15 protein-coding genes are annotated in these 21961 nt (G+C 71.7%); 12 read left to right on the forward strand and 3 right to left on the reverse strand.

Features of this window, described 5'->3' with window-relative positions; genetic code table 11:
• Nucleotides 1-13 precede the first annotated feature (13 nt).
• The 3 genes from MWU75_RS10625 to MWU75_RS10635 are packed head-to-tail and all read left to right on the forward strand — an operon-like array spanning nt 14 to nt 2017.
• Complete coding sequence (locus MWU75_RS10625; RefSeq protein WP_247090376.1) at nt 14-772, forward strand: hypothetical protein; 759 nt, start codon at nt 14-16, stop codon at nt 770-772.
• Entirely contained in the window at nt 769-1350 is a 582-nt protein-coding gene (locus MWU75_RS10630; protein ID WP_247090377.1) for a hypothetical protein, read from the forward strand. Before MWU75_RS10625 ends, MWU75_RS10630 begins: the two co-directional genes overlap by 4 nt.
• Entirely contained in the window at nt 1343-2017 is a 675-nt protein-coding gene (locus tag MWU75_RS10635; RefSeq protein WP_247090380.1) for a hypothetical protein, read from the forward strand. Before MWU75_RS10630 ends, MWU75_RS10635 begins: the two co-directional genes overlap by 8 nt.
• Here MWU75_RS10635 and MWU75_RS10640 read toward each other — a convergent pair.
• Together MWU75_RS10640 and MWU75_RS10645 are read right to left on the reverse strand one after the other, a co-directional pair.
• Complete coding sequence (locus MWU75_RS10640) at nt 1956-3236, reverse strand: hypothetical protein (protein ID WP_247090382.1); 1281 nt, start codon at nt 3234-3236, stop codon at nt 1956-1958. The two genes, MWU75_RS10635 and MWU75_RS10640, sit on opposite strands and share 62 nt — an antisense overlap.
• 43 nt (nt 3237-3279) lie before the next feature.
• Nucleotides 3280-3789, reverse strand: coding sequence for a nitroreductase/quinone reductase family protein (locus MWU75_RS10645; protein ID WP_247090385.1), 510 nt, complete (start codon nt 3787-3789; stop codon nt 3280-3282).
• A gap of 159 nt (nt 3790-3948) precedes the next feature.
• On the opposite strand from MWU75_RS10645, the gene MWU75_RS10650 reads away from it, so the two are divergent.
• From MWU75_RS10650 to MWU75_RS10685, 8 genes are all read left to right on the forward strand, one after another.
• Nucleotides 3949-4206, forward strand: coding sequence for a Rho termination factor N-terminal domain-containing protein (locus MWU75_RS10650; RefSeq protein WP_247090388.1), 258 nt, complete (start codon nt 3949-3951; stop codon nt 4204-4206).
• The gene (locus MWU75_RS10655) at nt 4203-4796 is read left to right on the forward strand and encodes a DUF6328 family protein (RefSeq protein WP_247090401.1); all 594 of its coding nucleotides are present in this window, start codon (nt 4203-4205) and stop codon (nt 4794-4796) included. The genes MWU75_RS10650 and MWU75_RS10655 overlap by 4 nt, the downstream gene beginning before the upstream one ends.
• Before the next feature lie 157 nt (nt 4797-4953).
• Nucleotides 4954-14763, forward strand: coding sequence for a carboxypeptidase regulatory-like domain-containing protein (locus MWU75_RS10660; RefSeq protein ID WP_247090403.1), 9810 nt, complete (start codon nt 4954-4956; stop codon nt 14761-14763).
• Between the two features lie 463 nt (nt 14764-15226).
• Nucleotides 15227-16075, forward strand: a complete 849-nt coding sequence (locus tag MWU75_RS10665; protein ID WP_247090405.1) for a nitrilase-related carbon-nitrogen hydrolase — start codon at nt 15227-15229, stop codon at nt 16073-16075.
• A gap of 25 nt (nt 16076-16100) precedes the next feature.
• Complete coding sequence (hydA, locus tag MWU75_RS10670; protein ID WP_247090406.1) at nt 16101-17522, forward strand: dihydropyrimidinase; 1422 nt, start codon at nt 16101-16103, stop codon at nt 17520-17522.
• A 12-nt stretch (nt 17523-17534) separates the two neighbouring features.
• Nucleotides 17535-18551, forward strand: a complete 1017-nt coding sequence (locus tag MWU75_RS10675) for a TIGR03842 family LLM class F420-dependent oxidoreductase (RefSeq protein ID WP_247090408.1) — start codon at nt 17535-17537, stop codon at nt 18549-18551.
• Between the two features lie 19 nt (nt 18552-18570).
• Nucleotides 18571-19626 (forward strand): lysylphosphatidylglycerol synthase domain-containing protein, encoded by a 1056-nt coding sequence (locus MWU75_RS10680; protein WP_247090410.1) that lies wholly within the window; start codon nt 18571-18573, stop codon nt 19624-19626.
• Between the two features lie 91 nt (nt 19627-19717).
• Entirely contained in the window at nt 19718-20818 is a 1101-nt protein-coding gene (locus MWU75_RS10685; RefSeq protein WP_247090411.1) for an alcohol dehydrogenase catalytic domain-containing protein, read from the forward strand.
• Here the strand turns inward: MWU75_RS10685 and MWU75_RS10690 are convergent.
• On the reverse strand, nt 20815-21399 hold the full coding sequence (locus MWU75_RS10690; RefSeq protein ID WP_247090413.1) for a TetR/AcrR family transcriptional regulator: 585 nt from the start codon (nt 21397-21399) through the stop codon (nt 20815-20817). The genes MWU75_RS10685 and MWU75_RS10690 overlap by 4 nt on opposite strands.
• Nucleotides 21400-21540: 141 nt before the next feature.
• On the opposite strand from MWU75_RS10690, the gene MWU75_RS10695 reads away from it, so the two are divergent.
• The gene (locus MWU75_RS10695; protein ID WP_247090414.1) at nt 21541-21888 is read left to right on the forward strand and encodes a DoxX family protein; all 348 of its coding nucleotides are present in this window, start codon (nt 21541-21543) and stop codon (nt 21886-21888) included.
• Nucleotides 21889-21961: the final 73 nt, after the last annotated feature.

Here is a 21961-nt window from a genome sequence, read left to right on the forward strand (position 1 = left end):
CTACGATTCCGCCATGACACCAGGGGAGGCGCCCGCGGCGGGGGCTGAGCAACCCGCTGTGGGGGAGGGGCAGCCCGCCGCAGCGGCTCCCTTGGCAGCCGACCCCGGCGGCGACGGCTCCGCGACGCGCCGCCCGCCGCGTGTCGCGGGAGAGGCGACCAGCCGGGCGCGCACCTGGGTGACGGCCACGCCATACCGTCTGCCGTTGGCCGTGGCCATGGTCGGGCTCGTGCTGAGCGCTCCCTTCGGTGGCTGGCGCCCGGCCGAGTCCGGGGCGGTGCCGGTCACCGCGGCGGACGAGGTCGTCGAGGCCGCGCCGTTCGAGATCACCCTGGAGCGCGCCTACTTCTCCCCGCGGCCCAGCGAGTCGTTCCCCGCGCTCGACCCCGGTCAGCAGTACGTCGTGGTGCTGGGCACCCTGACCTCGCGCCACGACGCGACGGTCGATGCCACCTACCTCACCCGGGCGGTGGCCATCGAGGACCTGCCCGAGCCGATCGACCTGCTCGGCAACCCGGTTGAGGTGGCGGATGCGCGGCCTGAGCTCTACTCCGCCCAGGACAGCACGTCCGTGCTCCGGGTCGGTCCGGACCTGACCTACGACATCGGCCTCGTCTACCGCACCGCCGCCGACGAGCTGCCCGAGGAGCTGACGTTGGCGCTGTCCGGCTACACCTGGCGGCCCGACGCGTTCACCGGTGAGCACGACTGGCGTGACCCCGCCGTCGTGTCCGAGGTCGTGGTGCCGCTGGCCCGGCAGGAGCAACCGTGAACCGGAGGTGGGGCCGCCTGGCCAGGGCGGGGTTCGTCGTCCTGGCGCTCGTCGCGGGCAAGGAGCTGGCCACCGCGCTGCCCGACCAGGACGTCTCGCTGCGCCCGTTCGAGGTCGCCGGCGAGCTGGGGACCCCGGTCGAGCTGCGCACCGGCACCGTGGAGGTGCGCGAGGTGCAGCTGAACCAGACCGTCATCACGCCGACCGCCGGCTACCGGACGCCGGGGCTGTGGGTGGCGGTCAGCACCAGGCTCACCCCGGCGCAGGAGAAGGAGACGTTCGCGTATGCCGCGGTGCGCTCTGAGGACGGGCGCCGGGTCTGGGAGGGGCGCACCAGGAGCAGTCTGAGCTGTCCGACGCCACCGCCGGGCGTGCCGGTCACGTGCGACCTGCTCTTCGAGGTCCCGCCCGAGGCGTTGGTCGGTGCCGACCTGCTGGTGTCCACCGAGGCCGACCAGCGGCACGACTCGTTGGCCGTCATCGACCTGGCCATCACCGCCGAGCAGGTCGAGCGGGCGCAGGCGCAGGACGAGCCGGTCGAGACCCGGGAGGCCCTCGTGGGCGGTGGCGATGACTGAGGGCGGCGCGACCGCGGTGCACGCACCGGTGCACCGGGGCTGGTGGCGCCGCAACCGGTGGGCGCTGCTGGCGCTGCCCGTGGTGCTGGTGGTCGTGGCGCTCAGCGGGGCGGGCCGGATCGCGACGTTCTGGTGGCCGCTGGAGATGACCGACGGCATCGAGACCCAGGTCGGTGAGATGACCCGCTTCACCGACGACTACGTCGACGCGGGAGGCGAGCACGAGCGGACCCTCCGGATCGCCGTGCGCGACGTGGTGCCCGATGCCGATCCGGTCACCTCCCGCGGTGAGCCCGTCCTGGGGGAGGGCCTGCTGCCCGAGGGCACCCGGTTGTGGCAGCTGCAGATCGACGTGGAGGCCGACCCCGAGACGGTGCTCAGCGGGTGCCGCATCGCGCTGGTCGACGCCGACGGACGGCTGGCCGAGCGCGACACCACCCTCCTGGTGTGGGACGCCGGCTGGGACGCGTGCCAGCCCGTCGACACCGCCAACCCGAGCGCCCAGCTGTTCGTCGACGAGGGTGAGCACGAGCGCTCGACCCGCCCCCCGGCATACTCCCGGACGGTGCAGCTGCTCGCGGCGGGTGACTTCGAGCCGATCGCGGTCAGGGTGTGGTGGGAGCCGCCGACGTACCTGACGGCTCGGCTGCCAGACGCCGGGCGGTGACCAGCAGCCGGTCGACGGCGGCGGCGACCAGGGTGACCTGCAGGAGCAACGAGACCGAGGTGCTGGCGATCCGGACGTAGGCGTCGAAGGAGACCATGTCGTCGGCGGCCTGGGGCCCGAGCGCCCAGCGGATGATCTCTGCGGTGGCCGCCTCGGCGTAGCGCGAGACCAGGAACGCCAGGCAGAACAGCACCATCGGCACCACTCCGCCCACCGCGAGCGTTCGCAGCCCGCCCATCAGGGTGGTGAACCGGCCGAACATGGCCCTGCTCACCGACGTCAGCCAGCCCTGCAGCGGCTGCGGCAGCAACGCCACCCGCTCCTGGACCCGGGTCAGCTGCTGCGCGGACCAGGTCAGGCGCGGGCTCATCGCAGTGACGCCCAGGGACCGGCTGGTCAGGGTGCCGCCGTAGACCACGGCGCCGGTGGTCAACCAGGCCAGCGGCAGGACGACCAGGGCGTTCAGGTCAGTCAGCAGCCCGCCGACCCACCCGGCGACCGTGGACACCGGTCCGGCCAGCGGGCCGATCAGATCGAGGAACCAGGCCCAGCCGTCCAGCACCCAGTCGACGAAGACGCGCTGCTCGATCCAGTCCTGGATCCCGTTGATCTCGGCGAGCAGCATCGAGGCCAGCCAGGTCAGCCAGGCGACCTCGAGCCAGGCCGCGAACAGCCGGGCCGGGACGTTGCTGCGGGTCACCCCGGTCCAGTCCAGGACCCGGCGCAGCAGCAGCACCGCGAGGATGACCACGATCATCGTCGTCGTGTCGACATCGGCGATCGTGCGGCCCTGGATGGTGGTGGCGTCGAAGATGTAGGAGTCGTTGCGGTACTCATCGGCCATCGCCTCGTTGAGGAACCGGTTGCGGTCGGCCCGCAGGTAGCCCTGGGCCGAGTAGACCGCCAGGAACGGGACCAGCGCGCCGGCCAGGAGGGTCAGCTTGTCCTGCCGGACGGGTCCGTGCCAGAGGGAGGGACCGACCGCGTCTAGCATGAGCAGGACCGCGACCATCAGCGACAGCGGGGCGAAGGGCAGCAGCGCCGCGCCCAGCCACACGTCGACCCCGCTGCCCTGAACGGCGAGGTAGATCGCGATCTCGCGCCCCGCCATACCCAGCAGGTAGAGCACGAGCAGCACCGGCCAGTGCCGCCAGAGCAGCCGCGCGGCGTCCCGGAGCACGACCAGCTCGTCGCGCAGCTGCAGACCCAGGCCGTTCACGGGCGCAGTCTAAGGTCAGTGCGGCGAGCACCACCCGATGCGCTCAGTCGGGCACCACGGCCGGGGTGCGCGGCGACAGGATCACGAGGCTCGTCGGTGTGGAGCGCCGTGAGGCGTGGGCGTCCAGGCTCTGCTCGACCTCCCGCCACCGGTCCCACAGCCTGCTGTGCTCCGCGCCGGAGACTTCCCGGGCCGTCACCGCGCGCACACCGTCGCGCGTCTCGACTAGCACCTGCGGGTGCGCCTGCAGGTTCAGCCACCAGGCGGGGTCCCCCTCACCCCAGCCGTTCATGGCCAGGGTGACGAGATCGCTGCCGTCCTCGATGTAGGCCAGGATGACGCTGCGGTCGTGACCGGTCCGGCGCCCGATGGTGGTCAGGCGCATCGTGCCCCAGCTGCGCGACCTGGGCCGCCACAGGCCGAGGTGGCCGCCGGTCAGCCGGTGGATGTTGCGGTGCACGGCCCACGCGCGGGTGACGAACCACCGTGGCGGCACACGGACCGTCCGGCCGTCGGCACGCGCTGCGTGCGCCACTGGCTTCGGATCCGACATCGTTCTCCCTCTGTGCCGTCCAATCCCTTGCACGCTAGCGGAGTTCGGGCGGGCAGGACAGTGCTCGTCGGCTGGGTGCGCCACGCGGATGCGGGTGAGGAGGCCCGGACGTAGCGTGGAAAGCGTCGCCGGCGTGGCGACGGACCCCTAGGAGGAGCCATGAGCGAGAACTCGATCAAGGACCCGGAGATGTATGAGTCGCTGCGCGACGAGGGGAACTCCAAGGAGAAGGCCGCCCGCATCAGCAATGCTGCGGCAGACGAGGGCCGGTCCGAGGTGGGCAGCCGGGGCGGCGAGGCCGAGGACTACGAGGACCGCACCGTCGAGGAGCTGCAGGACCGCGCCAAGGAGCTCGGTCTCGAGGGATACAGCGACCTCACCAAGGACGAACTGATCGACAAGCTGAGGTCGCATTGACCGACCCGCCGGAGGACGGCGAGCCGGAACGACACACCTCACGCAGCCAGACTCGGGACGGACCTCGCCCTGAGCAGTCACGCCCCGACGAGTCACGCCCCGAGGAGTCACCAGAGGACCCGCACGAAGGCGGACCGGGTCGGCACGAGACCGAGCAGGAGCGCTACGACCGCAACTGGGTCGAGCTGCTGCAGGAGATCAGGGTGACCCAGATGGGCACCCAGATCATGACCGGCTTCCTGCTGGCCGCCGCGTTCCAGGACCGGATGGCGGACCTGACGACCTTCCAGCGGACCGTCTACCTGGTCCTGGTGGTCCTCGGGGTGACCACCACGGCTCTCGGTCTGGCCCCGGTGAGCCTGCACCGCACGCTGTTCCGGCGGCGGATGAAGAAGGAGATCGTGCAGCTCGGCCACGCCTTCCTCCGCGTGGTTCTGGCCGGTGTTGTGCTCATGCTGGCCGGCACCGCCACGCTGATCTTTGACATGGTCCTCGGGACCGTGCCCGCCGTCGTGGTGGGCTCCCTGGTCCTGCTCGGCTCGGCCATCTTCTCCATCACGATGCACCGGCTGGCCGCTCGGCACGACTGACTGACGGACCGCGCGCCGGGTGAAGATCACAAGTCACCCAAGGGCGTCCAAAGGTTTCGTCAACTCCCTAGGAGTCGCGCCCGGTCGGGGCTACCTTCCGAGGCGTCCCCTAGGCAGCGTCGGCCGGGCGCGTGCCTGTCTCGTCACTGGAGCTGTCATGCCGTTGCGTGAAACCTGGTCCCGTCTGCTTGCCCTCACCCTCGGGTGGGCGCTCGTCCTGAGTCTGCTCGGGGTCGCCCCGTCGTCAGCCGTCGGCACCCCACCGCCGACGGCCGCGGCCGATCTCGCGCAGGCCGACGTGACGCAGGCCGACCTCGCGCAGGCCGACGTGACGCAACACGACCTTGCGCACGACGAGCTGGCCGACGACGTGACGCTGGCGGGGGAGTCCACGTCACTGCTGGACGATCTCGACGTCAGTGTCGCGGACATCGACCCGGACCAGGCCACCACGACCGGCCCGAACGCCGCGGGCGACGCGAACGCCGCCGGCGACGCGACAGCCGCCGGCGACGAGACGCCCGACGCCGAGGACGGGTCCGCACCGGAGGTCGAGGAGGACCCGGCCGTCACCGACCTGGCCGCTGCCCTGCTGCGGCACCCCTCCGCCGACGACGGACCGAAGATCGACCCGGCCGTCACCGCCGCGCTGGCCGAGGACGACCAGGTCACGGTGATTATCGAGCTGACCGGCTCGGCCGACCTCGAGGCACTGGCCGGGAAGGCCCACACCGCCGGGCTCGAGGCCGCCCGCGAGGTGCGTTCGTCGGCCCGCGCCTACGGCGAGGACACCGCGGCGGAGGCGGGGGCCGCCGCCGATGCGGCCCGTGGCCAGGTGGTCGTCGAGACCCTGCGCGAGACCGGTGCGCAGCAGCGTGCCGACCTGATCGCCGATCTCGGCGGGTCCGGCCTGGCGGCCAGCTCGGAGGAGCCCGCCGGCGGTCCCGGCAACCCGGTCGACCTGTGGGTCGTCAACAGCGTCGGCGCCACCATCGACGCCGCCACCCTGGCCGAGCTCGAGGCACGCGACGACGTCGCGCACGTCCGTCTCGAGCAGGAGATCCAGGTGGACCCCGAGGCCACCAGCGAGCCGGCCCTGCCGACCTGGAGCCTGGAGAAGGTCAACGCCCCGCAGACCTGGGGGGAGTACGGCCACCGCGGCGAGGGCGTCACGGTCGCCGTGCTGGACACCGGTGTCGACGGCGGCCACCCCGCGCTCGCCGGGCAGTACCGCGGCAGCGACGGCGACCACTCCGACTCGTGGTTCGTCACCACGGGTGAGAACTACCCGACGCCGGGCGACGGCAACGGTCACGGCACGCACGTCACCGGCTCGATCGCCGGGGGACCTCCCGGTGAGGTCATCGGTGTGGCACCGGACGCCGAGTGGATCGGCGTCAAGATCCTCAACGACGGCGGCCGCGGAGGCGAGGTCGGCATCCTGTCCGGCATGCAGTGGGTCCTCGCGCCCGGCGGTGACCCGGCCCAGGCTCCAGACATCGCCAGCAACTCCTGGGGCAGCGGTCCCGGCAGCAGCCGCGTCTTCTGGGACGCGGTCGCCGCGTGGCGCGCGGCGGGCATCGTGCCGATGTTCGCCAACGGCAACGACGGGCCGGCCGGCGGCACGGTCGGCCTGCCGGGTGGTTACCCGCACTCCATCGGGGTCGGCGCCACCGACATCAACGACACGATCGCCTCCTTCTCCAGCCGCGGCCCGATCAACTGGGACGGCGTGGAGTACGTCAAGCCACAGGTCAGCGCGCCCGGCGCCGCGATCTACTCCGCCTGGCCGCAGGACTCCGGGCAGGACTACCACACGATCTCGGGCACCTCGATGGCCACGCCGCACGTCAGCGGTGTCGCCGCGCTGGTCCTCTCGGCCAACCCCGCGCTGGGCGTGGACGAGCTCCAGGAGATCCTCGAGGAGACCGCCCGCACCGCGCCGTTCATGGGCCAGATCCCGAACAACGCCTACGGCTACGGCATCGTCGACTCCTACGCCGCGACCACCCGCGCCGCGCACTCCGGCCTGGTTGCCGGTCAGGTCACCGGGCCCGACGGCCCGGTCGCCGCGACGGTGAGCATCGCCGACGGACCGTCCACGACCGCGGACCCCGCCACCGGCGACTACGAGCTCTACGCGCCGCCCGGCACCCAGACCCTCCAGGTCAGCGCCTACGGCTACCAGTCCCAGGAGCACACCGTCGAGGTGACGCAGGGCGGCTTCGTCGAGCTCGACATCACCCTGACGTCGCAGGACACGGCCGCGCTCACCGGCACGGTGACCGCCGCGGGCACCCCGGTGACCGGCGCGGCGGTCTCGGTGGTCGGCCAGCCCGGCACCACGACATACTCCGACGAGGCCGGCGCCTATGCGCTGACCCTGCCGCACGGCACCCACGAGCTGCGCGTGCAGGCCACCGGCTACCGCCCCTGGACCGGTGAGATCACCATCGACGGCGCGGCCGTCCGCGACGTCGAGCTGGAGCCGCTGGCGCTGCCGGGCACGGAGGCCTGGCCGCAGCTGAAGGGCAACGCGGCAGGCCACGGACTGGCTGCCACGGGTCTGGACGCCGCGAGCCTGGAGCAGCAGTGGACGACCAAGGTGAGCAGCGTGATGTTCGGCTCGCCCGCCTCGGACGGGGAGAGCGTCTACCAGCTCTCGGTCAACGGGACCCTCACGGCGCTCGACCTGGCGACCGGCCAGACCCGCTGGTCGATCCCGACCGGCACCGACCAGCGGGGCACGCCGGCCGTCTCCGCCGACGGCGGCACCGTCTACGTCACCACCGGCAACAACGGCACCATGCTCGCGCTCAACGCGGCCGACGGCTCGGTCCGGTGGACCTACGACTTCGAGGGGGACACCCCCACCTACGGCTCGCCGAACGTCGCCGACGGCACCGTCTACGTGGCCGTCGGGTCCGGGGAGACCGGCTCGATGCACGCCGTCGACGGGGAGACCGGCGAGCGGGTGTGGCGCACCGCGATCGGCGGTGGCGTCTTCTTCGGCCCGACGGTCGCGGGCGGGGTGGCCGTGACCTCCAGCGTCGGGGACGGCACGGTCGTCGCGCTCGACGCCGCGACCGGCGCCCCCCTGTGGGAGCGGAGCGACACCATCGCGATCACCATGCCGGCGGTCGACGCGGGCAAGGTCTATCTCGGCACCACCAACGAGGACTTCACCAGCGGCTCGCTGCTCGCGCTCGATCTCGCGACCGGCGCGACGCTGTGGGAGACCGGTGGCCACGGCGACACCCAGGGCAGCAGCCCGGTGCTCTACGACGACCTGGTGATCCTCGGCTCGCACACCGCCGGCTCGGTGGCGGCCTACGACGCCACGACCGGCGAGCGGCAGTGGACCCACTTCGTCGGCAGCGCCGTGACCTCCTCGGTCGCCGTCACCACCAGCGGCGTGGTGCTCGGCGGCGCGCAGAGCTGGGACGTCTTCGCCCTCGACGCGGGCACCGGTGAGCCGCTCTGGGAGGAGCAGATGCCGGCCCCGATCCTCTCCTCGACGGCCGTCGCGGACGACGCGGCGCTGTTCGTCTCGCGCGACGGCACGGTGGCGTCCTACATGTCGACCGGGGTGGTCACCGGCGTCGTGACCGGGCCGGAGGGGCCCCTCGCGGCCACCGTCGAGCTGGTCGGGACCGACCACGAGACCACGGCGGACCCGGCCACCGGCGCCTACGAGCTGCGTGCTCCCGCCGGTGACTACACGTTGCGGATCAGCAGCTACGGGCTGTCCACCCACACGCAGGAGATCACCCTGCGGCCCACCGAGGACCTGACCGTCGACGCGACCCTGACCGCGGTCGGGGCCGGCGCGGTCACCGGCACCGTCTCCGACGAGGACGGACAGCCCCTCGAGGGCGCCACGGTCACGCTGACCGGCGTCCCGCTGGACCCGGCGACGACCGGCCCGGACGGCAGCTTCACCTTCGGTGACGTCGCCGAGGGGGAGTGGGAGCTGGTCGCCGAGCTGCCCGGCTACGCCACCGTGACCCAGACCGTCACGGTCTCCGCGGGCGAGACGACCACCGTGGACCTCGTCCTCGGCGGCTTCGACCTGGCGGTCGTGGCCGACTACAACAGCCGGCTGTCGACCATCCTGCGCAACCAGGGCTGGTCGGTCGACGAGCTGAGCTTCGCCGAGGCGGCCCTGGCTCCCGAGCGCTACGACGCGATCGTCCTCAACGGCCGCTCCGGCGACTACGCCCGGGACAACGTGGACGCGATCGAGGCCACCCTCACCGGCGCGGACGCGGCCGGCACCAGCATCATCGCGCTCGACAGCTGGGGAGCGGTCGGCGGCAGCGTCGACGAGGTGCTGGAGCTGCGCGGCAGCGAGGGGCACCTAGAGTCCGTCTACGGCCGCAACGGGCCGGTCTGGCTGACCGACCCCGTCGACCACCCGATCACCGCGCCGATCGACCAGACCCGCTACCAGATCCTCAGCGACGACTCGCACGCCTGGCTCGTCGGCTACGAGGGCGGCAACCTGGCGACCCTGGGCGACGACACCTCGGGTGAGCTGGGCTCGGGCATCGGCTACGAGCGGACCTCCACCGACTCCGTGCAGGTGCTGCTGCCCAGCCACGGCTCCAGCGTGCTCGTCGGGCCCGAGGAGAACTGGACGGCCGGTGCCGAGGCGATCTTCGTCGCCGCCGTGGAGCACGCGGTCGCCGCCGAGTTCGGCACCGTCGCGCTCACCGTGACCGGCCCCGACGGCGCGCCGCTGGACGCCGAGGTCTCCGTGACCGGCTCCTTCGAGCGCGAGGACCTGACCGGCGGGACCGGGGAGCTGCTGCTGCCCGAGGGCACCCACACGCTGCTCGTCTCCGCGCCCGGTATGACGGACAGCGAGCACGAGGTGACCGTCACCGTCGGCGGGACCACGCCGCTGGCGGTGGGCCTGGTGGCCTCGGACGCCGGCTCGATCGGTGGCACCGTCAGCGACGCCACCGGCGCCCCGATCGCGGGGGCGCAGGTCAGCGTCGAGGGTGGCGAGCCGGTCACCAGCGACACCGACGGCAGCTACCTGATCGCCGACCTGGAGATCGGCACCTACACGGTGACGGCCTCGGCCGACGGCTTCATCGCCGGCACGGTCGCGGACGTGGCGGTGACCGCGGGCACGGTCACCGACGTGGACTTCTCCCTGGTCAGCGCGCCGAACGTCGCCGTCGTCGGCGACTACTCCAACCGGCTGACCGACTTCCTCACCGCAGCCCAGATCCCGGCCACCTCGCTCGGCTGGGAGGTGATGGACGACCTGGGCTCCTACGACGCGGTCATCCTCAACGACCCGCCGTCGATCGCGGACCAGCAGTGGCTGGACAACCTCGCGGCCTTCGACGAGGCGGGCGTCAGCGTGATCTTCCCGGTCGCCAACAGCGCCACCTCCACCTCGGCGGTCTACGAGCTGTCCGACCTCACCGGCAACCCCGCGGACATCGAGCGGCACGGCGGCTTCAACAGCGCCCCCAAGGAGCTGACCGGGGTGATGGACCACCCGATCACCGCCGGCCTGGGCGAGGAGCCGGTGATCTACCTCAACGCCGACAGCGACGCGCCCTACCTCGTCGACTACCAGGGCATCACGCTGGCCACGGTCGGCATGGAGGGCACCGCCGCCGGGCCCGGCATCGCGTATGACGTGCGCACGCCGGACAGCGTGCACGTCCTGCTCAGCGGGCTGTTCGTCAGCGCCGGCACCGAGACCGACGTGGAGTGGGCGCCGGAGGGGCAGCAGCTCTTCCTCAACGCGGTCCGCTACGCCGGATCACCCGGGCTCGCGCAGGTCAGCGGGTCGGTCACCGACCCCGACGGCGTGCCGGTCCCCGGGGCCGACATCGCGGTCGTGGGACAGACGTGGACGGCGACCACTGGTGACGACGGCCAGTTCCTGCTGGGCCTGCCGGACGGGACCTACACCATCGAGGTGAGCCGCCACGGCTACCTCACCCAGACCCAGGAGGTCACCGTCGACGGCGGCCCGCAGGACCTCACCTTCGTGCTCGAGGTCGCCGACGTCGGGACGCTGAGCGGCACCGTCACCGGCACCACGCTGCCCGGCACCGGGCTCGGCGTGGAGCCGAGCGCCGACGGCGTGCCCCTGGACGGGGCCGTGGTGCGGGTCGTGGGCACCCCGATCGAGACCGTCACCGACGCCGACGGCAGCTTCACGCTGCCGCGCATCGAGGCGGGTGAGCAGGAGCTGGAGATCGAGGCCGACGGCTACATCCGCACCCTGCACGCCTTCACCATGCCGTCCGGCGACCACACCGAGCCCGTCGAGGTCCTGGAGTCGGCGACGGTCGGCGTCGTCGCCGACTCGACCTCCGGCGTGCACGAGGGCCGGCTCAAGGCCTTCCTGACCGACTGGGGCTACGACCCGGTCGACGTCGACTGGACCGACGGCGCGGCGCTGGCCGAGGTGGACATGGTCCTGGTCAACGACCCGAGCTCGGCCCAGGACGGCCTGCCGACCTTCCTCGACCACGCCAACCGCAACGACCTGCCGGTCGTGTGGACGGGCAACTACAACCGCGGCGTGATCGAGGACATGGTCGAGCTCTACGGCGACCCGCAGAGCTGGGAGGACGGCACCCTGGACGGCACAGTGACCACCACGGTCACCGCCGACCACCCGCTGACCCAGGGGCTGCCGGACACCTTCGCCACGACCGACCACAACCGGATGTACGGCGCCTTCACCGGCTACTCCGGCACCACGGTCGCCACGGTCGCCAGCGAGGCGGGACCCGCCGGCGACGCGATCGCCTACGACGGCCGGACGGTCGGGTCGGTCGACGTGCTGCTCGCGACCAACGGGGCCTCCTCCTACGGCGCGGTCGGGACCCGGGACCTGCCCGAGTTCTACTTCTCCCCGCAGACCTCCCGCTCGCTGACCAACGCCCTGCAGTGGTCGCTGACCGCCGACGGCCTCGGCTCGGACACCCGGGGCACGGTGGTCACCGCGGCCGGCGAGCCCGTCGAGGCCACGGTGACCGTCGAGGAGACGGGTCGCACCTACCCGGCGCGCGAGGGAGACGGGAGCTACGTCATACCCCTCGAGCCGGGCACCTGGACGCTCACCGCGTCCACCTTCGGCTACGACGACGCCAGCACCACGGTGACCGTCGCGGAGGGCGAGTCGGTCACCTCCCAGATCACCCTCCCGCAGTCCGCGGGGGCCGCGATCAGCGGCACCGTGCTCTCTCCCGAGGGCGCGCCCGTGGCCGGTGCGAGCGTGGTCGTGGAGGGCACGGAGTATGCCGTCACGACCGGTGCCGACGGGACGTTCACCTTCGCGCACCTCCCCTCCGGCGACTGGGTCGTCGTGGCCAGCGCCGAGGGCCTGGTGACCGACTTCGTGGACGTCACGGTGGCCGACGGCGCCCCGGCGACGGCCGACGCCCGGCTGGGCGCGGCCGCGCACGTGGCCCTGGTCGGCGACATCTCCAACGGGTCGATGGGTGAGTTCCTGGAGGCCAACGGCTACACCATCGAGCGGTTCTCCTACCGGGACCTGTCGCTGGTGGACGTCACCACGGGGACCTACGACCTGGTCTTCCTCAACGGCTCGAGCATCGAGCCGACCGAGGAGGAGTTCGAGGGCTTCCTGGCCCAGGCGGCGGCGCACGACGTGCCGGTGGTGCTGCCCTCGCAGTACGGCTCGGGCTCGATCCGCACCCTCTCGGACTACACCGGCGACCCGGTCTCGGTCGACAACGACTTCGAGCCCGACTCGACGGGTCTGCTGGTCAACGTCGACCACCCGGTCTTCGACGGCTACGACGTCGGCGAGACGGTGACGATCCTCAGCGACCCCGGGACCAACCAGCAGTTCCAGTCCTTCGCGGGCTACACCGGGACGATCCTGGCCGACACGGTGCACCCGGGCACGGGCACACTGTTCGACCAGGGCGTGGGCTACCGGTTCGCCTCACCCGGCTCGGTCCACCTGCTGCTGGGCAGCCTCGGCGCCAGCTCCTACGCCTCGCCGGTCAACGCCTGGACCTTCGACGCCGAGCGGGTCACCCTCAACGGTGTCGCCTGGGCGCTGGTGGCCCGGCAGAGCGACGTGCACGGCACGGTCACCGGCAACGGTGCGCCGGTCGAGGGCGCCGAGGTCACCGTGGCCGGCACCGCCACCCGCGACGTCACAGGCGCGGACGGCGCCTACGAGGTCGGCGTCGCCTCCGGCGAGGTCACCCTGGAGGTCTCCGCCGCCGGCTTCGAGCCCTACAGCGGGACGGTGACCGTCGCGCCGGAGGAGAGCCTGCTGCACGACATCGAGCTGACGCCGCTGGCCGAGTCGAGCCTGACCGTCACGGTCGTCGACGACGTCACCCGTCAGCCGGTCGCCGGCGCACAGGTGCACGTGGACGGCCCGACCGACGGCTCCGCCGAGACCGGCGGCGACGGCGTGACCGTGGTCGAGCCGGTGCTGGTCGGTGACTACACGGTCACCGTCGAGGGGCCCAACCACGTCGTCGCGACCGCCGAGATCACCGTGGGCGAGGAGCCGGCGGCGATCACCGTGGAGGTCTCGCCGATCCGGGTCGGGGTTCTCGGCGACGTCGACGGTGACCTCACCGAGTTCCTCGTGACCGAGGGCGTGGCCTCCGAGGAGACCGCGTGGTCCGAGGTCGCCGGGTCGATCGACGACTACGACGCGGTCGTGGTCAACGGCGGGCAGCCGACGGGGTCCGAGTTCGACGCCCTCGTGCAGGCGGCCGACGGCGCGCAGGTGGACCTGGTGTTCACCGGCACCTACGGCGTCACCGAGGGCGGCATCCGGCTGCTCGAGGAGCACGGCGACGGGGTGACCGTCGGTGGCCAGGGTTATGGTGACGGCGCGGTCGGCCTGACCGACGTCGCGGACCACCCGATCTTCGCCGACGTCGCGGACCCGAGCCAGATCCTGGCGGACGACAGCTACTACAGCTGGCTGTCGGCATACTCCGGAGACGCCCTGGCGACCCTCACGGTCGGTGGCGCGTCCACTGGCACCGCCGTGGCGTTCGAGCAGCGCACCGACCTCAGCGGTCACCTGCTGCTGAGCTTCGCGGCGGTCTCGGACTACATGGGGCCGGACCGCGGCTGGACCGAGGGCACCGAGCAGGTCGTGCTCGGCTCGCTGGAGTGGCTGCTGCTCGCGCCGCCGCCGGTGCCGACGCTGACCACCGACGAGACGCTGGTGGGCGCGAGCCCGGTCGAGGTCTCCGGCGTGGCGTGGGACGCCGACGAGGTGCAGGTGCTGCGCGGCGAGGAGGTGCTGGCCACGGTCGTCCCGGCGCAGGACGGCAGCTACACCGCCAGCGTCGACCTGGCCGAGGGCGAGAACACGCTCGTCGCCTCGGCCGGCAACGAGACCGGCACGAGTGTGAGCGAGCCGCTGACCATCGTGCTCGACTCGACCGCACCGGTCCTGGAGTGGACGCCGGAGGACGGCGCCGTGGTGACCGAGCCGGAGGTCACGGTGAGTGGCACCGTCAGCGACGAGTATGCCGAGCCCGTCACCCTGACCGTGCAGGGCGAGCAGGTCGCGGTCGGTGGTGATGGCACCTTCGAGGTCGTCGTGCCGCTTGCCGAGGGCTCGCAGAGCGTGACCGTCGTGGCGACCGACGCCCTGGGCAACCAGGTCTCCGAGTCACGGCAGGTCGTCCACCACGACGTCCGCGCCGCCTGGAACGTCCTCGGTCTGGGCCCGGTGACGATCGTGCACGTGCAGCTGACCGACTCCGAGGGTCGACCGGTCGTGGCCGACGACGTCGACCTGCAGCTGCTGCAGGACGGCGAGGCGATCAGGACCGTCGGCACCCTGCCGGCCGGTCGCGGGCACTACGTCGGGTTGCTGTTCGGGGTCCGGCGCGGCACCTACGACCTGCGCGCCGTGGTCGACCTGGACGGTGACGAAGTGCTTCTGGACGGGCCGGCGGTGCGCATCCGCTAGCCGACCGGGCGCAGGGTGTTGCTGTCTCAGGGTCGACCGAGCGCCCCCGCGCGGAGATTTCGGCGACTGAGCGCTCAGCCTGCCGATTGCCCCACGCCGATGTGTGGACTTTGTTCCCGCGTGTGGCTTTTGGTCCCCCAGCGGGATCAAAAGCCACACACGGGAACTTTCTCCACACACCACGCCTCCGGAACCCCCCGCCAAGCGGCGGGGCGCCTCCGGAACCCGCCATGCGGCGGGAGGACGGACGCCCCCATGCCGATCGGTCGCCCCTGGGAGCGCGACCAGGTGCGCTCGGTCGGGTGGTGGGGTGTCTGGCGAAGTAGCGCAACCCCTTACGCGCGGGGCGCCGAGCCGCTAGCGTGGGGCCCCCGGTCAAGTCCGGGGCGGAGTTCGCCTCGGGCGCGACCTGGGCCAGGACACAGGGGACCCCGGCGGATCCGTCGGTGCAGATGGGAGCGACATGACGATCATCAGGGCAGCAATCACCCAGACGACGTGGACCGGCGACAAGGACTCGATGCTGGACAAGCACGAGCAGTTCGCCCGGGACGCGGCGGCGCAGGGAGCGCAGGTGATCTGCTTCCAGGAGCTGTTCTACGGTCCCTACTTCGGGATCACCCAGGACAAGAAGTACTACGGCTTCGCCGAGCCGGCGGACGGGCCGATCGTGCAGCGGTTCGCCGACCTGGCCAAGGAGCTCGGGCTGGTCTCCATCCTGCCGATCTACGAGGAGGAGCAGACCGGCGTCTACTACAACACCGCCGTGGTGGTGGACGCCGACGGCACGGTGCTCGGCAAGTACCGCAAGCACCACCTCCCGCACCTGGACAAGTTCTGGGAGAAGTTCTACTTCCGCCCCGGCAACCTCGGCTACCCCGTCTTTGAGACCGCCGTCGGCAAGGTCGGGACCTACATCTGCTACGACCGGCACTTCCCGGAGGGCTGGCGCGAGCTGGGCCTGAACGGCGCGCACCTGGTGTTCAACCCCAACGCGACCAAGCCGGGGCTGAGCAACCGGCTGTGGGAGGTCGAGGGACCCTGCGCGGCGGTAGCCAACGGCTACTTCGTGCTGCAGCCCAACCGCGTCGGACTGGAGGACAACGAGTATGGCGAGGAGGCGGTCAACTTCTACGGCACCAGCCAGGTCATCGACCCGCGCGGCAACTTCGTCGGGGAGCGGGGCTCGGCCGAGTCCGAGGAGGTGCTGATCCGCGACCTGGACCTGGACATGGTCCAGCAGATGCGTGACGACTGGCAGTTCTACCGGGACCGCCGCCCGGACTCCTACACCCGCATCGCGCAACCGTGACACACCGACCACAGAGGAGCTGAGCATGAGCACCACCCTCATCACCGGCGGCACCGTCGTCTCGTCCACCGGTCGCACCGAGGCCGACGTCCTGATCGACGGCGAGAAGGTCGTGGCCGTGCTGGCACCGGGGTCAACCCTGCTCGGTCACGACCTGGCCAGCAGCGCAGGTGCGGTGATCGACGCCACCGGCAAGTACGTCATACCGGGTGGGATCGACGCACACACCCACATGCAGATGCCGTTCGGCGGCACCGAGGCCTCCGACACCTTCGAGACCGGCACCCGGGCCGCAGCGTGGGGCGGGACGACGACGATCATCGACTTCGCGATCCAGCGCTACGGCGAGCGGGTCGAGGACGGCCTCGCCGCCTGGCACGACAAGGCCGGCGGCAACTGCGCCATCGACTACGGCTTCCACCAGATCATCGGCGGCGTCGACGAGTTCTCCCTCAAGGCGATGGAGACCCTGCTCGACGAGGGGATCAGCAGCTACAAGCTGTTCATGGCCTACCCCGGCGTGTTCTACAGCGACGACGCCCAGGTGCTCAAGGCGATGCAGAAGGCCGCCGACCTGGGGTTGCTGACGATGATGCACGCCGAGAACGGCCCGGCCATCGACGTGCTCGCCGAGCAGCTCTACAACCAGGGCAAGACCGACCCCTACTTCCATGGGGTCGCGCGCGCCTGGCAGATGGAGGCGGAGGCCACGCACCGCGCGATCATGCTCGCCGACGTCACCAACGCACCGCTGTATGTCGTGCACGTGAGCGCCAAGCAGGCGGTCGCCCAGCTCGCTGCCGCTCGCGACCGGGGGCGCAACGTCTTCGGTGAGACCTGCCCGCAGTACCTCTACCTCTCCCTGGAGGAGCAGCTCGGCGCGCCCGGCTTCGAGGGTGCCAAGTGGGTCTGCTCGACGCCGCTGCGCTCGCGGGAGGAGCGGCACCAGGACGCCATGTGGCAGGGGCTGCGCACCAACGACCTGCAGATGGTGTCCACCGACCACTGCCCGTTCTGCATGAAGGACCAGAAGGAGTTGGGCAAGGGCGACTTCCGGGCCATCCCCAACGGCATCGGCTCGGTCGAGCACCGGCTGGACCTGATGTACCAGGGCGTGGTCACCGGCGAGATCACCCTGGAGCGCTGGGTCGAGCTGACCTCCACCACGCCGGCCCGGATGTTCGGCCTCTACGGCACCAAGGGGGTCATCGCCCCCGGCGCGGACGCCGACATCGTGGTCTACGACCCGCAGGGGCACACCTCGATCGGGCTGGGCAAGACTCACCACATGAACATGGACTACTCGGCCTGGGAGGGCTTCGAGATCGACGGCCACGTCGACACGGTGCTCTCCCGCGGTCGCGTGCTCGTGGACCGGGGCGAGTTCCACGGGTCGACCGGGCACGGGCGCTACCTCAAGCGCGGACTCAGCCAGTACCTGGTCTGAGGAGGGGAGCCCATGGACTTCGGAGCCGTCTTCCAGACCAACCCGCCCTCCAGCCGGGTGGTGCAGCTCGCGCAGCTGGCCGAGCACCACGGGTTCAGCCACGTCTGGACCTTCGACAGCCACCTGCTGTGGCAGGAGCCCTACGTCATCCAGTCCGCGATCCTGGCGGCCACCCGCAAGGTGGTCGTCGGTCCGTTCGTCACCAACCCCTCCACCCGGGACTGGACCGTCACCGCGAGCGTGTTCGCCACGCTCAACGAGATGTATGGCAACCGCACCGTCTGCGGGATCGGCCGCGGCGACTCGGCGGTGCGGGTGACCAACGGGGCGCCGGCGACGCTGAGGACGCTGCGGGAGAGCGTGGAGGTGATCCGGGAGCTGGCCAACTCCCGGCCGGTGGAGTATCAGGGCGCGACCCTGCAGTTCCCATGGTCCACCGGGTCCGCCCTGGAGGTGTGGGTCGCGGCCTACGGCCCCAAGGCGCTGGAGCTGACCGGGCAGGTCGCCGACGGCTACATCCTCCAGCTGGCCGACGTCGACATCGCCCGGTGGATGATCCAGGCGGTGCGGGACGCGGCGGACAACGCCGGCCGTGACCCGATGTCGGTGAAGATCTGCGTCTCCGCGCCGGCCTATGTCGGCGAGGACGTGGCGCACCAGCGGGAGCAGAGCCGGTGGTTCGGCGGCATGGTCGGCAACCACATCGCCGACATCGTGGACCGCTACGGCACCTCGGGGGCGGTCCCGCCGAGCCTCACGGACTACATCGCCGGGCGCACCGCCTACGACTACAACACCCACGGCCGGACGGACAACGACCACGTCGACTTCGTGCCGGACGAGATCGTCGACCGGTTCTGCGTGCTGGGCACGGCGCAGGACCACATCGACAAGCTCACCGCGCTGAAGGACCTGGGGGTCGACCAGTTCGCGGCCTACGTGATGCACGACCTCAAGGAGGAGACGCTGCGGCAGTATGGCGAGGTAGTCATCCCCGCGCTCCGCGAGCACGTCGTGGCGAAGTCCTGAGGGCCGGGCCGACGCGTCGATGACCGAGCCGTCCGCCGACGACGGGGTGCCCCTGCGGCGCAACCGGGCGGCCTGGGTGACCCGCCTGCTGCTGCTGGGCGTCGCCGTCGCGGTCGTCGTGGCCCTCGTCCGGGCCTACCGCAGGGTCGACCTGGACGAGGTGTGGGAGGCCATGGGGCACCTCGAGTGGTGGCACGTCCCCGTCCTCGTCGGCGTGCTCCTCCTCCGGCAGGTGCTCAACGCGGCCCCGCTGGCGATCTACATCCCCGGGGCCGGCTTCTACCGGGCGACGATCAACGACCTGTCGGCGGCCACGGCGTCCTCGTTCGCCCCACCGCCCAGCGACATGGTGCTGCGCGTGACGATGTTCCGGTCGTGGGGGTTCGACGTCTCCCGGGCGCTGGCCGCCACGACGATGAACGCGCTGACGATGTTCATCATGCGCTTCGGCGCGCCGCTGGTCGGATTCCTCCTGCTGCCCTTCCTCGGGGTGCCGCTGGGGTTGCGTGCCCTCGACATCGTGAGCCTGCTCGTCGCAGCTGGCATCCTCGGCGGCGTGCTCCTGGTGGTCCGCGGGGAGACACAGGCGGCGCAGTTGGGACACCGGGTCGCGGGAGTGGTGCGGAGGCTGCGCAAGGACACCGACCCCGAGGCCTGGGCAACGACCTTCGCCACCTTCCAGCAGAACATCGCCGACGGCTTCCCCCGACGGTTCCCCCGGGCGCTGCTGGCCACCCTGGCGATGATGACCGCCGACCTGCTGCTGCTCACCCTGGCCCTGCGGTTCGTGGGGGTCGGTGCCGCGGAGGCGTCGCTGCTGGTCATCGCGGCCGCCTTCTTCTTCGCCTACCCGCTGACCCTGTTTCCGATGCAGGGGATCGGGCTGCTGGACGCGGCGATCGTCGCGGCGCTGGTCGAGTCGGCCGGCGCCGCGGTCACCGAGCCGGCCATCGCGGGTCTGATCATCTGGCGGGTCTTCACGATCGCCGGACCTCTCGCACTGGGGGCCGGCGCGATCGTGGTCTGGCGCGGCTCGACCCGGGACGCCCGCCCTCGCAGCACGCCCGCGCACTGACATCCCGCCCCCGCAGCACGCCCGCTGACGCCCTCCGGTGGGGAACGAGCCGCCCGTCACGGGGCCAGACCCCCGTGCCACGATGACTGTCATGAGAGCAGTGGTCTGGAACGGTCCCGGCACACCGATGACGGTGGAGGAGGTGCCCGTTCCCCGCCCGCTCGCCGGTGAGGCGCTGGTGCGGGTCGCCGCGACCGGTGTCTGCCACACCGACCTGCACGTGATCAAGGGCGAGGTCGCCTTCCCCGCTCCGGGCGTGCTCGGGCACGAGATCTCCGGTCACGTCGAGACGCTCGGGGACGGGGTGACGGGCCTCGCGGTGGGGGACCGGGTCGTCGGCGCGTTCATAATGCCGTGCGGCACCTGCCGCCAGTGTGCGGCCGGACGGGACGACATGTGCGAGCCGTTCTTCGAGCAGAACCGCCTGCGCGGCAACCTGTTCGACGGCACCTCCCGGCTGGCCCGGGCGGACGGGTCCCGGCTGTCGATGTACTCCATGGGAGGGTTCGCGGAGTATGCCGTGGTGCCGGTCACCGGTCTCACCCGCCTGCCCGAGGGGTTGCCGCTGGAGGAGTCGGCGGTGCTCGGCTGCGCCGCGTTCACCGCCTACGGTGCGGTGTCCCGGGCGGGGGCCGACCTGTCGGGCCGGTCTGTCGCGGTGGTGGCCGTGGGCGGGGTGGGGTCAAGCGTCCTGCAGTTCGCCAGGCACCTGGGCGCCGACCCGCTGATCGCCGTCGACGTCGACGACGCCAAGCTCGAGGCCGCGCGGGCGCTCGGTGCCACCGTCACCGTCAACTCGCGCTCCACCGACGCGAGGGAGGCGGTGCTGGAGGCCACCGGCGGGGCGGGCGTGGAGGTCGCGCTCGAGGTGCTCGGACGCCCCGAGACCGTGGAGCTCGGCCTCTCGCTGCTCCGGGAGGGCGGACAGCTCGTCCTGGTCGGCATCGCCGCCGGGGCCGCGACCGCCGACCTGCCCATCACCCAGGTCGTGCGCCGCGGCCTGACCGTCACCGGGTCCTACGGCGCGCGCACCCGCCAGGACCTGCCCGAGGTGGTCCGGCTCGCCGCCGAAGGGGCCTTCGACGTGCGCCGCGCGGTGACCCGGCGGTTTCCGCTGGAGGAGGCTCCCGCGGCATACGACCTGCTCGACGCGGGAGCGATCCAGGGCCGCTCGATCGTCACCATGGGCTAGCGCTGGTCCCGGGGCCGCATCCCCGCCAGGAGGGCCGCGAGCACCCGGTCGGCGTGCTCGTGGGTGACCGGCTCCTGCGTGACCAGGAACCGGTAGTAGAGGGGCCCGGACCACATGTCCATGGCCAGACTCAGGTCGTAGTCCTCGGCGATCTGCCCCTGGTCGCGGGCAGCCTCGAGGCGGGCGATGGTCCGCTGCGTCTGGGGACCGATGAAGCGCTCGTTGACCGCCGCCGCGATGTCGGGGTCATGCTGCGCCTCGCCCAGCAGAGCCCGATACAGCGGCCCGAAGGGCGGCTTACCCACGAGGTCGATCGCCGCGTGCACCTGGGTGCGCAGGTCGGCCTCGATGTCACCGGTGTCGGGATACTCGAGCGCTGGGGGATTCGCCGAGAGCACCGCATCCATGAACAGCGCACCCTTGGATGGCCATCTGCGATAGATCGTGTGCTTCCCGACTCCGGCGCGGGCGGCCACTGCCTCGATGCTCAGGCGGTTGAAGCCGACCTCGAGCGCCAGGTCCAGGGTCGCCGCTCTGATGACCCCGGTGCGGTCGGGCGGAGTGGGTGAGCGATCGGTCATGCCCACGGACTATATCGGCACGGCACGTGCCGTTGCATTTGCGGGGCATCCGGGCTTACCGTGGATGGAACGGCACGTGCCGTGCCGCTGACGCAGCGTCTCGTCCGAGACTCGAGACGCCTGATCGAGAGGATTTCCACGATGAGCACCACCGCAACCGTCGTTGTGATCATCGCCGCGGCCTGGGTCGGTTTCTCGGCCTTCAGCCTGTTCACCCACAAGGCCTACGTGGTCGACAACCTCAGGGACTACGGGGTCCCGGAGAGCTGGTGGCCCTGGCTGGGGACCGCCAAGGCGCTCGGCGCCGCCGGACTCCTCGTGGGCCTGGCCGTCCCGGCGGTCGGTGTCGCCGCAGCCGCAGGCCTGGTGGTCTACTTCGCCGGTGCCGTCATCACGATCGTGCGCGCCGGCACCTACAGCCACATCCCCTTCCCGCTCCTCTACCTCGCACCGGCACTGGCGGCCGGGGTGCTGGTCGGCACCGGGTGACGGCGGCCGCTTCCCGAGAGCTCCTACAACACCTACGTCCACCCCGGTCGGGCGTGCCCCGCGCGGTCATGTC

It is taken from the genome of Ornithinimicrobium sp. F0845 (assembly GCF_023015765.1).
In the GTDB taxonomy this organism is placed as follows: domain Bacteria; phylum Actinomycetota; class Actinomycetes; order Actinomycetales; family Dermatophilaceae; genus Ornithinicoccus.

Coding starts and splice junctions, on each gene's coding strand:
- MWU75_RS10635 (WP_247090380.1), top strand. CDS start 1,343: ATGACTGAGGGCGGCGCGACCGCGGTGCACGCACCGGTGCACCGGGGC.
- MWU75_RS10645 (WP_247090385.1), bottom strand. CDS start 3,789: ATGTCGGATCCGAAGCCAGTGGCGCACGCAGCGCGTGCCGACGGCCGG.
- MWU75_RS10650 (WP_247090388.1), top strand. CDS start 3,949: ATGAGCGAGAACTCGATCAAGGACCCGGAGATGTATGAGTCGCTGCGC.
- MWU75_RS10690 (WP_247090413.1), bottom strand. CDS start 21,399: ATGACCGATCGCTCACCCACTCCGCCCGACCGCACCGGGGTCATCAGA.
- hydA (WP_247090406.1), top strand. CDS start 16,101: ATGAGCACCACCCTCATCACCGGCGGCACCGTCGTCTCGTCCACCGGT.
- MWU75_RS10660 (WP_247090403.1), top strand. CDS start 4,954: ATGCCGTTGCGTGAAACCTGGTCCCGTCTGCTTGCCCTCACCCTCGGG.
- MWU75_RS10685 (WP_247090411.1), top strand. CDS start 19,718: ATGAGAGCAGTGGTCTGGAACGGTCCCGGCACACCGATGACGGTGGAG.
- MWU75_RS10675 (WP_247090408.1), top strand. CDS start 17,535: ATGGACTTCGGAGCCGTCTTCCAGACCAACCCGCCCTCCAGCCGGGTG.
- MWU75_RS10680 (WP_247090410.1), top strand. CDS start 18,571: ATGACCGAGCCGTCCGCCGACGACGGGGTGCCCCTGCGGCGCAACCGG.
- MWU75_RS10625 (WP_247090376.1), top strand. CDS start 14: ATGACACCAGGGGAGGCGCCCGCGGCGGGGGCTGAGCAACCCGCTGTG.
- MWU75_RS10665 (WP_247090405.1), top strand. CDS start 15,227: ATGACGATCATCAGGGCAGCAATCACCCAGACGACGTGGACCGGCGAC.
- MWU75_RS10695 (WP_247090414.1), top strand. CDS start 21,541: ATGAGCACCACCGCAACCGTCGTTGTGATCATCGCCGCGGCCTGGGTC.